Genomic DNA, 14,388 nt, shown 5'->3' with positions numbered 1-14,388 from the left:
CTCGAACAGTAGACACACAAAGTACTTAAGGTAAATTATGGAACATATTGATTGGAGTGATTTTCAAAAAGTTGATATCCGCGTTGGAACCATTGTCGATGTGGAAGACTTTCCAGAAGCTCGCCGCCCTGCTTACAAGTTACAAGTGGATTTTGGGGAAGAGCTCGGAATCAAAAAGTCTAGTGCGCAAATCACTGACTTATACACCAAAGAAGAACTATTGGGTAAGCAGGTGCTGGCAGTCGTAAACTTCCCACCAAAACAAATTGGCCCCATCATGTCTGAATGTTTAGTCACTGGGTTGCATCGGCCTGATGGTTCTGTTGTGCTTTCCAGCGTTGATATGGAGCTGCCAAATGGCGCTCGGTTGGCATGACAAGCCGCTCAAATTCGTTCCGGCCGAAAAAAGCGCAGACTGCACCGGACTTGCTAACGCTCGCCGTTTAGCAGGACATTATACGGAGATATGAATATTGAAGAACGTTGAAGCTTTTTTGGTTAATTCCTTTACTGAGAATGGAACTGGTGGGAATCCTGCTGGTGTAGTGCTACATGCAGATCACTTGTCGAACGAAGAAAAATTAAAAATAGCACAAACTGTTGGGTATTCTGAGACTGTGTTTGTATCTCGTGATGACGAAGCCGACTTTGAGTTGTCTTTTTTCACCATAACAGGTGAAGTTGATTTCTGTGGACACGCCACATTAGCTGCATTTTCGACAATGTATCAAGACGGGATCATAACTGAAGGTAAATACCTCCAAAGGACTAAAGCAGGTTTGCTTGTAGTAACCATAGAGGCAAATGGCCATATAGTCATGGAGCAGAAGTTACCAGAATGCCGTGGAAAGTTTAGTTATGAGGATATATCAGAGTTAGTTGGACTAGACTCGAAAATACTTGAGTCAACTCGGTTACCAGTTGAGGTTATTTCAACAGGTTTACCTGATATTATTGTCCCGGTGCCTTTTGGGTATCTTGATAAGATTAAAGTGAATGAAAATTTAACCAGTGAGTTCTGTGAAAGACATGGTGTAATTAGTATCCATGCTTTTGAGCTGTGTGAAAAAACAAGTAAAGTGACAGCAAGTTGTCGTAACTTCGCTCCATTGTTTGGGATCCCAGAGGAGTCAGCGACAGGGAGTGCGAGCGGTGCATTAGCATGTTACTTAGCCAAACATCTTCCTAATACACATTCGAATAGCTTTACTTTTGAGCAAGGTCGGGCGATGGAGTGTGTTTCAAGAATTACAGCGTCTGTGGAGTCGAGTGACCAGGGAATTATTAAGGTTAGGGTTGGTGGTTTTGCTCATAAAGTCGGCAAGCAGAAAATCTCCGTATAACAAACGACTATGGCGTCAATAATTAATTTAATGCTGTTTTTTCTTCCCACCTGACGCCATTCGCACCTCGGTGGCGTCAGCCCGGAGGTCTTTGAGCAGGCCTCCATTTGAGGCTGGGGCGTGTCACCCATTTCGGGGTAAGTCCATTTGGCATTGGAAAGTGGTAAGAGAATGGCAATTAAAACGTTGCTCAAGGTTAAGCAATATTAGCGTCCTGTCCATACAAAGCGTTCAAGAGGGATACTTTTGATGTTTGAAATCAAGACTAAGCGTCTGGTTCTTAGGGATATGACTCCAGCCGATGAAAGCGCTTTTGTTGCTATGTCTCAGGATGCTAAATATCAGCGTTTCTATGACGAAAGTGATTGCGATCCTGATAAATATAAAGAACTTACAAACTTGTTTATCGCTCAGGCAACCGAAGAACCAAGGAAGTCATATCAACTGGCCATTGAATGCAGAGACTCAGGGAAATTTATCGGGACTGTTTGTTTACGTCTTGAAGACAATCAGCAAGCTTCGATGGGATGTGCGTTTTCGAGAGCATCTCAGGGTAGTAAGTTTAGCCATGAAGCCGCTTTAGCTTTGGCAGATTTTGGGTTTACGCAGCTCGGTGTTCATCGTATCTATGCGGAGACAATCAGTAAGAATTTACCTGCCATTAAGCTCTGTAAGTCTTTAGGTATGCGCCAGGAAGCGCATTTCAGAGAACATCGCTTTTTCAAAGATCAGTGGTGGGATACAGTAGTTTTAGCCGTGCTGCGAACCGAATGGGGCAAGGCATAACAAACGACTATGGTGTCAATAAATAATTACCTAACAAACCAAGGCGGCGGGGCACGTTTTTCATCGGCTGCACTCAAAAACGCAACATCTGTCCCTGCTTAGGGTGTTATCTTTTCATCTTAATAAGGAAGTCCAGGAAAAGTATGAGATTTATTTTTCGGTTTTTTGTTGTGTTGTTAATAACTGCTTCTGCTTTTTCTAATGCGTATGAAGTCGGTTTTGATAAGACAAATGTGCCTCCATCTATTGAAAGTAATGGTTTTCCGATGGCTTTGTTTTATCCAACCAGTTCTGAGCCCAAAGTGGTTGAGTTAGGTCCATTCAAACTCAATGTGGCTGTGGAAGGAGAGGTTCTAAAAGGAAAACATCCATTAGTCATAGTGTCCCATGGTTCCGGTGGGAGTCATTTATCCTACAAAGATGTTGCTATCTCATTGGCAAAGAATGGTTTCATTGTTGGTATGCCGCTGCATCCTCAGAATAATTATATGGATAATTCATTGGAAGGCTCTGTCACTAACTATACTAATCGCCCTAAGCATATAACTTTAGCAATTGACACACTGCTTAATGCATCAGATCTGAATACTTACATTGATTCGGATAAAATAGCGGTGTTGGGGCATTCTGTTGGAGGGTATGCTGCTATCGCAGCCGCAGGAGGTGTCGGAGACACCAGTAGCCTGATTAAAATATGCAGGAATAGCCCTTTACTCACTGACCCATACTGTACGCCTGTACGTGATGGCTCTATGACTAAAACGGTCATAAAGAGTAAAAAAGACTCAAGAATTAAGGCCGTAATCATAATGGCTCCAGTGGGGGTGTTATTTTCTACGGAAGGTTCTCTAAATGATGTCGATATTCCAGTTTTATTGCTGAAGGCAGAGAAAGATAAAGAGGTGACAGAGCCGTATAATGCTGATATTATTGAAAAAGGCCTTCCCAATAAACAGCAACTCATTAGCATAATGATACCTGATGCTGGTCATTATTCGTTTTTGACATCATTCCCTGATTTTCTCAAACCAGAACTTGGCTTGATTGCAGAGGATCCTGACGGTTTCAATCGTGCAGAGTTCCAGGAAAAACTGGGTACAATTATTGTGGATTACCTTAAGGGAGTGCTGAAATAAAAGCATAAAAAGCGCTTCAAGAGGGCATTGTAGTTCCCCCCGATTTAGTAGACACCTCCGTCAAACGAAGACGAGGTGAGAAATGCCAGCGTAAAAGAACCAGAAGAAAACCTGGTGATACGCGGATGAGTTCAAGGTCAGCGCTAACATGAATTCGATCCACTTTTAACAGCCCTTATGTATTTTAAGCGATGTCTTAGTAAGGATAACTATATGGATTACTTATTTGCTGTTGTTTTATTTGCAGTTTCGTCGTCAGTGACTCCTGGTCCAAATAATATAATGGTAATGACCTCTGGGGTGAACTTTGGTGTCAGAAAAAGTCTTCCTCTTTTAACGGGGATCTGTGTTGGATTTACTGTGATGCTCTTGTTGGTAGGTTTGGGTTTTTCACAGTTGTTCGATATGTTTCCGAATCTCCATTTTATTATTAAATGTGTCGGTGTTATGTATTTGCTGTATCTGGCATATCTCATCGCGAGTTCTGCCGGAGGTGTGGAGTCAGACAAGCAAAGTAAGCCATTTTCATTTATGAAAGGTGCATTATTTCAGTGGGTTAATGCCAAAGCGTGGGTAGTTGCCTCAGGAGCCCTTGCTGCCTTTACGACGGTTGGTGCTAATTTTTTTAGTCAAAATATTGTGATTGCTTTTACGTTCTTTGTTGTCTCATTTCCCTGTGTGGGAGTGTGGCTGGTGTTCGGCTCTTTATTAAAAAACGCACTCAATAGCTCAAGAAGCCGAGCCAGATTTAATTTTACTATGTCAGGATTATTGATTTTGTCGGTGGTTCCCGTTGTGATGGAAATCTTCGAAACGTTAGCCTGATAAAATTTGTAAGCTATTTTTCCATTCAAGCTATTTAAGCCAAGGGGTTGCAGCATCCTGTGGCCTCCCAGCGGCCGCTGCTGCACAGTGCAGCTTGGTCTAAAGTTAGGGATTACAAAATGAAACTCAGTGTCATGTTCTTGGTTCTTCTTTTTTCAACTGTTTCTGTGAGTGCCCAGCATGTAAGTACTTATACTGCCAGCAGGGACGATGGATCTCATATAACTTACTATCTTATTCATGAACCAAATGGCACACCAAGTGATACATTATTGTTAATCCTTCAGGGCTCTGACTGCAATACGGTTCTGAAAAACGAGTCAATATTTACTGAATATAAGAATGTCTGGCCAGAAGCCGATGTCCTGCTAGTAGATAAATATGGTATTAACAAAGATTTAAGCTTTAGCTCGGATGCTGAGCGGAAAGATTGTCCGTCCCAATATATTCATAACGATAGCCCTGAGCAGCGAGTAGCAGACATTCAGGCTGTTCTTGATATTGTGCGGAAAGACAACAAATACCTTAACCTCATTGTATTTGGAGGTAGCGAGGGAGCTGTTATTGCGAATCTGGTGACCACAAGAATTGATGATGTAAATGCGACGGTTTCTTTTAATGGAGGTGGACGAAGATTCATTGATGATGTTCTGCATAGTATTAAGTCAGGATCTGAAAGTAACGATGAGGCAGCAGAGAGTGTTCAGGGGTTTCGAGGGTTTTATAATCATATTCTGAATAGTGAACAATCGGATCTTGAAGTAAGTGGGCATGGTTACGATTGGTGGCATCAAATGCTATCCATTGACCAGCTTGAAATTCTCAAGGGAGTGAATACGCCTTTACTTGTCATTCAAGGAGGAAGGGATTTATCTGTTTCCCCTCAAAAAGTCGATGAAATGGTGCAGGCACTTATAAATATGGGGAAAGAGAATATTGATTATCGCACATACAAAGATCTTGATCATGGCTTTGAGAATATAGAGGGAGAAAGCAAGCGCGCCCTGGTCATAAATGATATAAATATATGGCTTAAGTCAAAGCTTGGCAGCCCTGGCTAAAGTCAATCCAGTCAAGTGTGGGTCTACCCGCTTTAACAGATATACTTCGATAATGCAGATAGGTAAGCCATATCAGCTTGCGAAGCAGGAAAACGTACAGTAGCGACTTCAAGATAAAAGCCGTTCTCTGGAATCATAGACCGCCAGAGTGTAAACTAATTTTTAGATATTCTTAACAACATAATGTTTGAGGAATGATAGTGATAAAGAAAACGATTGCAATAGCAGGAGTGCTGGTTTTGAGTGGGTGTGATGCACCAAGAGAAAAGTTACCCGTTACTTTCGAGCCCTATATTAATTATTGTGAGAATGACTACATGACGGGAGTGTTTATGATGCTCTCTGATGACGAGAAGTGGTACTCTCTCAGCCTGCCTTGCGAAGAAAAGTTCAGTGCCACCTCAATGGAAAATGTTAAAGTTGTAAACAGTGTTTCACCGAGTGCAACCAAAGTCGGAATGACAGTGTTGTATGAATATCAGTCGGTTTCAGATGAAGAAAGAGACCATTTTATTCGTAATGCTGCAGCCGCCATTGGTGCAGATGTAGTTACATTGAAATACGCTAAGGCACGAGAAGGCGAAGATATCACACTGGCAATGAGTTACCGTGTTAACCAAATTTCGCAAAAATAAGTGTGAAATACAAAGTGTCGTGATTAATCTGTACATGTTTCCGGTGGTTCTGCTCGCCTTTATTATCTTGTGCATGTCCGCGTCTGGCTTTGTGGATGTGTTATGAGGGGGCGGCGAAGAATGCAGTGGATGGCGGTTACAGCCGCGTCAGGCTGGTGTCTGTTACACGTTTTTATGCCTATTAACACAGCAGGTTTTGTCATTTATTCATGGGCTTTAGCCCCCCAGCGCTGGAGCAATGCCTCCCGCAATACCGTCAGTTTGGCCGATCGTTGGCGTGATGGCGGATAAAGCAAATGAAATGCGAGCGCTTGAGGGCGAAACTCAGCCAGGATTTCTTTCAGCTCACCATTTGCCAGTTTGTCGGCGACCACACAGCGCAGCACCTGAACGATCCCTAATCCCTGTAGTGCAGCATCAACCAGTGGGTCGCCATGATCAAAACACACATTTCCTGCCAACTGATGGTATTCCGTGGTGTTGTTATCGACACGGAACTTCCATGGCCATGTGCCGCTTCGGGTGCGCGGCTTCACGTGCAAACAGTTAAACCGGCTTAATTCACCAGGATGAGAGGGCACCCCCTGCCTGGCCAGGTATGCGGGCGAGGCAACGGTGACCCATTCGGCATCCTGTAACGCAAAAGCCACCAAACGCTCATCGTCTATGGTGCCAAATCGCAGCACGGCATCGAATCCTTCATCAAACACCTGCACCTTGTGATCGGTTAGCGACAGCTCAACACGCAGTTCGGGGTATTGCTCCGTTAGCAGGGTGACAATGGGTATCATCAGTGGCCGCCCCAATGCAGAGGGGGCGCTCAGTTTTAAACAGCCCACAGGCGTGGTCTTGCTGAACTTCAGCTCACTGTGGGCTTCTTCAAAGCCGTAAACAAGTGGCTGAATACGCTTCAACAGCAGCTGTCCGTCTTCGGTCAACCGAATGTGCCGGGTGCTGCGGTGGATCAGCTTTGCCCCCAGCTGAGACTCCAGCCGGTTCACCGCTTTGGAAATGCCTGGTTGGGTCAAACCCAGCAGGTGAGCGGCCTGAGTAAAGCTGCCCAGCTCTGCCACTTTTACAAAACAACGCGCTGCGTTTAAATCCAGATCCATAACTTAAGTTATTGAAACTCTAACTTTGGTTTATTTATCCCATCTTAGTTTATGAATGATACTGCTACAACCGTTCAGTTTCATGAGTAATGGATATGAAGTCCCGACTTCCCGGTAGTATTTATTTATTGAGTATTGGTATCTTCCTGATGGTCTGCTGTGAGTTGCAAGTTCTTGGTATGACACAGCAATTAACTCGCGACTTCGACATTTCCGTGGCCAAGGTAGGCTATCTGGTCTCTGCCTTTGCTGCGGCCATGGCGCTTGGCGGGCCTGTGCTGACATTAATGTTTAACAGGCTGCCTCCCAAAACGTTTGTTATTCGTTTGTACGTTGTGTTTGTCTTTGGCGAAGTGTTGGGTGCGGTCACGCACCAATATTGGTTACTGATGCTGTCGCGTTTGATCACTGGTGCCGTTGCCGGCGCTTTTTTTGGTGTGGCCATCAGCATGTGCCAGCAGCTAACCGACAAGTCGCGGCAACTCGACGCCGTGGCTCTGGTGCTGTCGGGCATTATGCTGGGCACCATTATTGGCCTGCCTGTGGCCAAGGTGATGGCAGAGTGGTTTACATGGTCAGCGAGTTTCTACCTGCTGGCGTTGCTTGCGCTTGTCTTTGCTCTGCTGTCGGCGATCTCGTTGCCACGTATTCAGCCCGAGCCAGCCAAAGCGGTGAAAGATGAAATTGCGGCCCTGAACAATGCACGATTAGGGTGGCTGTACGCGACCAGCTTTTTTGTGATCAGTGCAGCCTATGCGCCCTTCAGCTACATAGTCCCCATTTTGTCGGCGCATGCTGCGCTGCCGCAGAATACGATCACCCTGCTATTGCTGGCATATGGAATTGTGATGCTGGCGGGCAACCAGATTGTCGCCAAACTCGCCGTGCACCACGCTAAAACGGTGATCATGGCAGGGCTTTCTTTGGTGGGGGCCGCTCTTGCTGTATTTTATCTGTTTGGATCCAACCCTTATATTGCCGGGGCGGCGACCTTAACCATAGGTCTGTGCGGAGTCAGTTTAAATCCGGCGCTTGTTGCCCGTATTATGCAGCTTCCGCAAGGGCAGCGGACCTTTACTCACACCGTGCATTCTTCGGTGATCACCCTCGGTATTATGTTCGGCAGTTTTATTGCCGCCTTGGGCCTGGATGCCGGATTCTCTCTGGTATCGCCACTGCTGGTCGGGCTGTTTTTTGCGTTGATTGCCATGCTGATCGTATTATTTACCCCACCATTGCTGACCAAGAGCGTATTGCCCATACCGCCGGCGTAATTGAGCCATGCCGGATTTTTTAAGAGCCGAGTGAGCGTATATGAGTATTAAAGTAAAATGGGATGGTGACTGCCGGTTTAACGTGACCACAGCAGGCGGGTTCAGTTTCAATGTTGATTCTACCGGCACACAAGCACCGTGCCCCACGGAAGTATTACTGTCCGCACTGGGTTCATGCAGTGCAACCGATGTGGTTCTAATGCTGCAGGAGCAGGGTTTCCAGGTTGAAAGCCTGGAGAACAGTATCACATTCGTGTTAACGGACAGTGAGCCACGTTTGTACCAGTCGGCGAATCTTCACTTTGTGGCTGAGGGGAATGGTTTCACCTCGAACGATGTTTTATCAGCGGCGCAAGAGGCTGTAGCAAAGCACTGTCATGTATGTCTTATGCTAAGCCCGGCGATCAATATTACCTGCTCGGCAGAGCTGCGAGAGATGTGCCTTTAAAAGGAGTAAAGTATGAAGTTATCGGTTAAGGCATCCGTTGCGGCTGTATTACTAAGCACGTTCAGCAGTGCCTATGCGTCACAGACCTTTTCATTAGAAAAGTCAGAAGAGTTTTTCGAGCTGTCAAAGGGATATAATATCAGCGTTAAGGGTATACATACTGACTCCGAAGTGCATGATTTTAACACCAGAGCCGTAAAGGTGGACAATGACAGTAATGTTCCTTTTTACCGTTACCTACTGGAGATCGAGAAGGATGGTGAAGAGTGGTCAAAGCAGATAATTGTTTTTTCAGGGGTTGATAACGTCATTGGCCTGGATGCCCTGTTGTTTGGCCAGTTCTTAAATACGACTGACCTGGATCATCTTGATGAAAAGCATGCTTATGATTTTTACAGGAACCTGCACGACATACTTCCTCAAGAATATAAGGTGTTCAAGGGGGAGTATGAAAAAAGTCTGTCAGACTATCTTGATTATATGGAGATCAATGCTGACTTCGAAGGTTATATAAAGAGAACCGGGGCCGCAAGTGACAAGATTAATGCCGCCTTGCAAGCGGTTGAAATGCCGGAGCCATCGTCCCCTGAACAACTTATCAGCCGTTTTATCAAGGCAGTCAATGATAAAGATGAAGCCTGGTTGTTAGCGCAACAGTTACCTAGTTCGTCTGAGCGAGGAAGTGGCATTTATACCAGAGGGTTGGATGTGCTCTATCGTTATTTTGATGCGCTGGGTAATCCTGCGGAGTTTGATGTTGTCAGACAGGAAGAAAGCCCGTCATATATCAAGACTCCACATACGTATATTATTGTAGAGCTGCTAAACCATACAGAGCAGGGCAAGAAAATAGAAATGGAATTTACGTTTGTCGATACCTTTGGCGGCCGTTACGTCGGTGAATATGATATTACCGGTGTACATTTTCAGTAAGAGCCTGTTCAGAAGTCAGTGAAAGCCAGCCGGAACAGCTCATTAGCGCCGCACACTTTCTATAGTTAGATAGGGTTCTGACAAGGAGGTGAAAGATGGCCACAGCATGGACGGCTAGCATAGCGCAGAGGGTCAAAAGAAGGTGGGGGCCTGCACGGCTCTGCTGTGCTGGCTTGCTGGTGTATCTGGTTGTGATGTCCGGTCAGGCGATGGCGGCAGAGGCACCGGTAAAACGGATTTATGCGGTGTACTGGCGGGGGTGTGAAGAATCCTGCCTGGGCTATCAGGACTACCTGGCGGCGAACTTGCCGGGGGCCGAACTGATTATCCGTAATGCCGACCGTAACAAGGAACGGCTACCGGGCTTTCTGGCCGAAGCGCGCTCGCTTGGGGTGGATCTCATTCTCTCCTGGGGAACCACGGTTACCCTGGGGCTGGCGGGCCCTTTTTCTGAGCGGCATGATCCGCGCTATAACCAGGATATTCCGCAGATTTTCACCATTGTGGCCGACCCGGTAGGGGCGGGCATCATTCAGAGCCTTGAGCATACCGGGCGCAGAAACCTTACCGGCACCACTAACCGGGTACCGGAATCCGTTAATATCAATGCCATGCGCACTTATCTGCCGTCGTTCAGGCGGCTTGGGCTGATTTATAACAGTAATGAGCCCAACTCGGTGCTGAAGCGGGATGAGCTGGAGCGGCTGGCTCCGCAAATGGACATTGAGCTGATTGCGCTGGCACTGGAGCTGGACGGGCAGGGCATGCCCAAGGCGTCTGACATACCGGTAAAAATGGCGCAGCTTAAGCAGCAGTCGGCAGATTTTGTTTATCTGGGCTCCAGCTCGTTTCTGAATGCGCAAAGTACCTTGTTTACCTCATCTGCCGTTGAACACGGGTTGCCGGTGCTCAGTCCGTACGAGAGCCTGGTGAGTGAGGCCGATGCATTAATGTCGGTGTCTGCGCGTTACTATCAGGTGGGGTGGCTGGCCGGGCAACTGACCGGACAAATCCTGAAGGAGGGCAAGGTGCCCGGTGCCCTGCCGGTGGCCAGAATGACCGAGTTTGCCTATGTGGTGAACATGGCCGTAGCACGCAAGCTGAGGCTGTTTCCGTCGGTAGACATTCTGCGCTTTGCCGAAACGGTTAATAACTGAGTGTGCCTGTCAGTTTTGCCATCAGCAGCACCAGCATACCGGTTAATAACCAGAGGGCGATGGCAGCAATACCGGCCGAATATCCCAGCTGGCTGGCCAGCCAGGCGGTAGCCAGCAATCCGATAATACTGCCGGCACGTTCCACCATGCGCAGGCTGCCGAGCACGGTATCCTGGCCCAGATGTGCCAGATCCGACTCTGCCAGTGTTATGGCAATGGCAACGGCGGCATCACGCATCAGCCCCTGTCCTGCCCCTGCACCGGCAACTGCATACAGCATGGACCAGTAACCGGGCCAGATGGCCGCCACACCCAAAGCGGTGGCGGCGAGCAGTGCGCCCAATATGGCTCTGGTGCTGATGTGCAGGTGCTTGTCCAGTCGCGGTGCTACCGGTGCTATCAGTAACAGCAGCAGAAAATAGAGCATCACCATGCGGGCCACGTCGGCGGCGGTGGCACCGAGGGCATTCATCTGCAATGCCACCAGAAAGGCGATAAATCCCTGAATCATCACATTGGCCGGAATGGCAAGGCCCGTGATCAGTACAATAAAGCGTGTGTTTCGCAATGGTTGCAGCAGGTCAGCAAGCCGGAATGTGGAGCCGGCTGTCTGGCGTGGATCGGGAGGGATGAAACACCAGACCAGCACTGCTGCTACCAGCGCAATCAGCGCACCGGTGAGGAACACAGCCGGCGGGCCGCTGCGATCGGCAATCAGACCGCCGACGGCTGCACCGGAGAAAATGCCGCTGAACAGGGCGGAGGTAAACAGCCCCAGTGCCCGCCCGCGCATCTCCCGGGGGACCACATCCAGTAAATAGTCCTGGCCGGCGAGGGTTGCTGCGGCATAACCCAGCCCCGCCAGGGTGCGGAAAATTATCAGGTCAACGGTGGTGACGGCGGCAGCCATGCCGGCATTGGCTGCCAGCATAAGCAGGGCAGCCAGCAGCAGCAGCCTGCGTACTCCCCAGCGGGCATTCAGTGCGCGAACCAGCGGGGCACCCAGCGTGATGGCAAGCAGGTAACCGGCCAGTGGCAGGCTGAGTACCACACCGGCATTCAGCCAGTGCAGCGGATTATCAAGCAGGCGGGTATAAACAGGCAGAAAGGAAATGGACAGGGCGTCTGCGACCCCGAATAAAAATACCGGCAGGCGGATATCATTCAGGTAGGCAAACCGCAGCAACCGGGGAGTGGCACAGGTGTTACCGGCACTTTGCTGCCGCTGGCAGAGGGTATCGGCCCGGGCCGATAAAAACGCGGCGGCACGATCCAGGGCGCTGTGCCTGTGGTGGCCGAGCCGGCAGCTGAAATCGCCACGGGATTGCCGGATCAGCAAATGGTTAAGCCGGTTCAGCGGGCCGGTCATCGACAGGCTCAGGGTCACGACAACCACCTGATATGCCAGCAGCATGGCCACCACCATCACCATGGCCAGATCCAGGGTGAGATTCTGCAGCTGCTGGGCAAAGTAGTGAGGGTTGGCTTCCACAATAATACGGCCAGTTTCCCCGGCGTTATCGGTAATCGGAAAAACCGAGGTTTCGTCCCTGCCGCTCCACCAGTTATCCGGACGGGGCTGTACGTGTTGCCCTGCTTCCACTTCCAGCCGGTGAGCGGTCATGGCGAGATAGGAGACTTCCGGAAAGTCGTGTAACAGTTCCTCAAAATAGCGGCTGGCCCCCACCAGGCTGTTGAGTGGTACGCCGGCGCTTACCGCGCGCTGAATGGTGCGGTTGGCCAGCGAGCCGATAAGCTCCAGACGAACACTTTGCTCCGGTTCAAAGGAATCAAGCACCTGCCGGTATATCTGCCAGCCCTGAAGCAGTACCACTGCCACGACCAGCATCACCAGGGCGGGGGCCAGTCTGCGGCTGAGCGCGCGGGCCATTGAGGTGTCCGGGGCCTGCTTAATCAGCTCTGTTGTGAGCGTGGTGTTGCCTGGCTGCGGATCAGCGGGCCCGGAGGTGCCGGTCTGCTGGTGTAATGCCCGTGCATAACGGGTGGCAGCCAGCGACAGTTTGCGGTGCAGCCTGGGCAGCTCGTGAATAAACAGGCCGCAGCCGTTGGTGTCGGGCGCGTCGGGAAGTGGCTGGCCGGGCCGGTGCTGCGCAAATTGCGCAAGCAGCCGCTGCACCTGTGCAAATCCTTTTACTGCACCGCCCAGCTGACGTCTTAACACCCCCCAGGCAAGCAGTGACACCAGCCCCCAGATCCCCAGGCCGCTTTGGATAATCTTCCGTTCAAGCTGGCGGGTTGTCTTGTTAAAGGCGTCTTTGGTGTAAAACACCAGCACCCAGCCGGCCACGCTGTGATCTCCCCGGACAATGGCCGCGGCACTGGTCAGCGCCGTGTCCGTTTCCGATGACCACACCTGCTGGTGTTGATGCTGTTGCAGGGTGTGCAGCACTGCCGGTGCAAGACCGGCTTGCCCCAAGGCTCCGTCAGTATGAATGACGGAGCCGTCGTGTTCGGTAATGTATATGGCGCGGATATTGGCATCGTTGGCGCGGGCTTCACGGAGCACGGCCTGTGCATTGCGCAGCATGGACAGGGGCAGCCCCATGGTGGCCACGGGACGAAAGTCGCCTGCGGTGGATTGCGCCACGACCGACAGCCGCTGCTTAAGGAGCATGGCCAGTATGCTGTTGTGCTGCAAAAGCGCCAGCGAACTGAGAATGGCGAGTACCAGTCCCAGTATTGCCGTCATGCTTAACCAGTTTCGCCAGAGAACGGACATGGGCTGCTTTCCAGAGATGGCTTATCCATTTGACACTACTTAATTATGTACAAAATGGACTGTATCGCTGCGCAAAGGGGCTGGTTATTACACTGTAGGAGGGAGTCTGCGTTGTGGCGGCGGCATCAATGCACTGAGCACGGAGGCAGACATAAAGGAAAATGGGGTGGCACGCGGTTTTTCCTGAGCTTGCGTGAGGAGAAGAGCATGAGTGAATTGACGATATGGACGTACGACTGGGTGCCGGAGGGACCTCGTGGATTTGTGCGTGATCTGAGGCTAAGGTGGGCTTGCGAGGAGGCCGGGTTCCCGTATGTGGTGCAGACCATTCCGTTTGCCGAACGTGAGACCAACCATCTTGAACTGCAGCCTTTCGGGCAGGTTCCGTGTCTGACTGACGGAGAACTGCAGTTGTTTGAAAGCGGTGCCGGTTTATTGCACCTTGCCGGTAAAACCGGTTGCCTGATGCCGGATGATGCCGCTGGAAAGGCGCATACCCTGCAATGGGTCATTGCGGCCCTTAATTCGGTGGAAATGGTCAGTGTTCCCTGGTGGTTTCTGACGCTCTCTGGCCACCGAGACAATGATCTCACGGGTTGGCTGGACAAACGTCTTGAGCAGCTGGAGCAGGTTTTTGCCCGGCGGGACTGGCTTGTGGCGAACCGGTTTACGGTAGCAGACTTGCTGATGGCGGATGTACTCCGCGTGCCGGATATCCGTGCATTTGGCCAGCGGGCAGCTACGGAAGCCTACGTTACGCGGGTAACCCAGCGCCCGGCATTTCATCAGGCACTGGCGGATCAGATGGCGCACTTTCGGCAGGCTGACTCCATACGGAGATAATGTGAGTGCCGAGAATAAAAAGTGAGAATGTATATCTGATACTGATTTTTACCATTACCTTTCCTGTTTTGGTCGTCGGGTATTTTTCCTGGATT

14 protein-coding genes are annotated in these 14,388 nt (G+C 49.6%); 12 read left to right on the top strand and 2 right to left on the bottom strand.

What is annotated here, in order from left to right; genetic code table 11:
- Positions 1–37: 37 nt before the first annotated feature.
- From B6S09_RS10675 to B6S09_RS10645, 7 genes are all read left to right on the top strand, one after another.
- Entirely contained in the window at positions 38–376 is a 339-nt protein-coding gene (locus B6S09_RS10675; RefSeq protein WP_094278472.1) for a tRNA-binding protein, read from the top strand.
- A 97-nt stretch (positions 377–473) separates the two neighbouring features.
- On the top strand, positions 474–1,343 hold the full coding sequence (locus B6S09_RS10670; RefSeq protein ID WP_094278471.1) for a PhzF family phenazine biosynthesis protein: 870 nt from the start codon (positions 474–476) through the stop codon (positions 1,341–1,343).
- 249 nt (positions 1,344–1,592) lie between these two features.
- Entirely contained in the window at positions 1,593–2,129 is a 537-nt protein-coding gene (locus B6S09_RS10665; RefSeq protein WP_094278470.1) for a GNAT family N-acetyltransferase, read from the top strand.
- 143 nt (positions 2,130–2,272) lie between these two features.
- Positions 2,273–3,265 (top strand): alpha/beta hydrolase family protein, encoded by a 993-nt coding sequence (locus tag B6S09_RS10660; RefSeq protein WP_094278469.1) that lies wholly within the window; start codon positions 2,273–2,275, stop codon positions 3,263–3,265.
- Between the two features lie 213 nt (positions 3,266–3,478).
- Positions 3,479–4,090, top strand: coding sequence for a LysE family translocator (locus B6S09_RS10655; RefSeq protein WP_094278468.1), 612 nt, complete (start codon positions 3,479–3,481; stop codon positions 4,088–4,090).
- 119 nt (positions 4,091–4,209) lie between these two features.
- On the top strand, positions 4,210–5,151 hold the full coding sequence (locus B6S09_RS10650) for an alpha/beta hydrolase family protein (protein WP_094278467.1): 942 nt from the start codon (positions 4,210–4,212) through the stop codon (positions 5,149–5,151).
- Positions 5,152–5,351: 200 nt separating this feature from the next.
- Positions 5,352–5,786 (top strand): hypothetical protein, encoded by a 435-nt coding sequence (locus B6S09_RS10645; protein WP_134113987.1) that lies wholly within the window; start codon positions 5,352–5,354, stop codon positions 5,784–5,786.
- Positions 5,787–5,989: 203 nt separating this feature from the next.
- Here the strand turns inward: B6S09_RS10645 and B6S09_RS10640 are convergent, their stop codons facing one another.
- The gene (locus B6S09_RS10640; protein ID WP_094278465.1) at positions 5,990–6,898 is read right to left on the bottom strand and encodes a LysR family transcriptional regulator; all 909 of its coding nucleotides are present in this window, start codon (positions 6,896–6,898) and stop codon (positions 5,990–5,992) included.
- An 89-nt stretch (positions 6,899–6,987) separates the two neighbouring features.
- Between B6S09_RS10640 and B6S09_RS10635 the strand changes: the two genes are divergently transcribed.
- The 4 genes from B6S09_RS10635 to B6S09_RS10620 all read left to right on the top strand — a co-directional run bounded on the left by B6S09_RS10635 (position 6,988) and on the right by B6S09_RS10620 (position 10,710).
- Positions 6,988–8,172, top strand: coding sequence for an MFS transporter (locus B6S09_RS10635; protein WP_342351794.1), 1,185 nt, complete (start codon positions 6,988–6,990; stop codon positions 8,170–8,172).
- Positions 8,173–8,212: 40 nt separating this feature from the next.
- Entirely contained in the window at positions 8,213–8,620 is a 408-nt protein-coding gene (locus tag B6S09_RS10630) for an OsmC family protein (RefSeq protein ID WP_094278463.1), read from the top strand.
- 12 nt (positions 8,621–8,632) lie between these two features.
- Positions 8,633–9,553: a hypothetical protein gene (locus B6S09_RS10625; protein ID WP_094278462.1), complete on the top strand. Its 921-nt coding sequence runs from the start codon at positions 8,633–8,635 to the stop codon at positions 9,551–9,553.
- Positions 9,554–9,732: 179 nt separating this feature from the next.
- The gene (locus B6S09_RS10620; protein ID WP_166670314.1) at positions 9,733–10,710 is read left to right on the top strand and encodes an ABC transporter substrate-binding protein; all 978 of its coding nucleotides are present in this window, start codon (positions 9,733–9,735) and stop codon (positions 10,708–10,710) included.
- On the opposite strand, the gene B6S09_RS10615 is transcribed toward B6S09_RS10620, so the two are convergent.
- Positions 10,700–13,450: an MFS transporter gene (locus tag B6S09_RS10615; RefSeq protein WP_094278460.1), complete on the bottom strand. Its 2,751-nt coding sequence runs from the start codon at positions 13,448–13,450 to the stop codon at positions 10,700–10,702. The genes B6S09_RS10620 and B6S09_RS10615 overlap by 11 nt on opposite strands.
- 207 nt (positions 13,451–13,657) lie before the next feature.
- Here B6S09_RS10615 and B6S09_RS10610 point away from each other — a divergent pair, with 207 nt between their 5' ends.
- Positions 13,658–14,293 carry a glutathione S-transferase family protein gene (locus B6S09_RS10610; protein WP_094278459.1) on the top strand — a complete coding sequence of 212 codons (636 nt, stop codon included), beginning with the start codon at positions 13,658–13,660 and terminating at the stop codon, positions 14,291–14,293.
- Positions 14,294–14,388 lie beyond the last annotated feature (95 nt).

The sequence above is a fragment of the Oceanimonas baumannii genome (genome assembly GCF_002245495.1).
Lineage (GTDB): Bacteria > Pseudomonadota > Gammaproteobacteria > Enterobacterales > Aeromonadaceae > Oceanimonas > Oceanimonas baumannii.
This window is presented reverse-complemented; position numbering and strand designations above follow the sequence as displayed.

Coding starts and splice junctions, on each gene's coding strand:
- B6S09_RS10665 (WP_094278470.1), top strand. CDS start 1,593: ATGTTTGAAATCAAGACTAAGCGTCTGGTTCTTAGGGATATGACTCCA.
- B6S09_RS10640 (WP_094278465.1), bottom strand. CDS start 6,898: ATGGATCTGGATTTAAACGCAGCGCGTTGTTTTGTAAAAGTGGCAGAG.
- B6S09_RS10660 (WP_094278469.1), top strand. CDS start 2,273: ATGAGATTTATTTTTCGGTTTTTTGTTGTGTTGTTAATAACTGCTTCT.
- B6S09_RS10630 (WP_094278463.1), top strand. CDS start 8,213: ATGAGTATTAAAGTAAAATGGGATGGTGACTGCCGGTTTAACGTGACC.
- B6S09_RS10650 (WP_094278467.1), top strand. CDS start 4,210: ATGAAACTCAGTGTCATGTTCTTGGTTCTTCTTTTTTCAACTGTTTCT.
- B6S09_RS10655 (WP_094278468.1), top strand. CDS start 3,479: ATGGATTACTTATTTGCTGTTGTTTTATTTGCAGTTTCGTCGTCAGTG.
- B6S09_RS10675 (WP_094278472.1), top strand. CDS start 38: ATGGAACATATTGATTGGAGTGATTTTCAAAAAGTTGATATCCGCGTT.
- B6S09_RS10610 (WP_094278459.1), top strand. CDS start 13,658: ATGAGTGAATTGACGATATGGACGTACGACTGGGTGCCGGAGGGACCT.
- B6S09_RS10635 (WP_342351794.1), top strand. CDS start 6,988: ATGGATATGAAGTCCCGACTTCCCGGTAGTATTTATTTATTGAGTATT.
- B6S09_RS10615 (WP_094278460.1), bottom strand. CDS start 13,450: ATGTCCGTTCTCTGGCGAAACTGGTTAAGCATGACGGCAATACTGGGA.
- B6S09_RS10625 (WP_094278462.1), top strand. CDS start 8,633: ATGAAGTTATCGGTTAAGGCATCCGTTGCGGCTGTATTACTAAGCACG.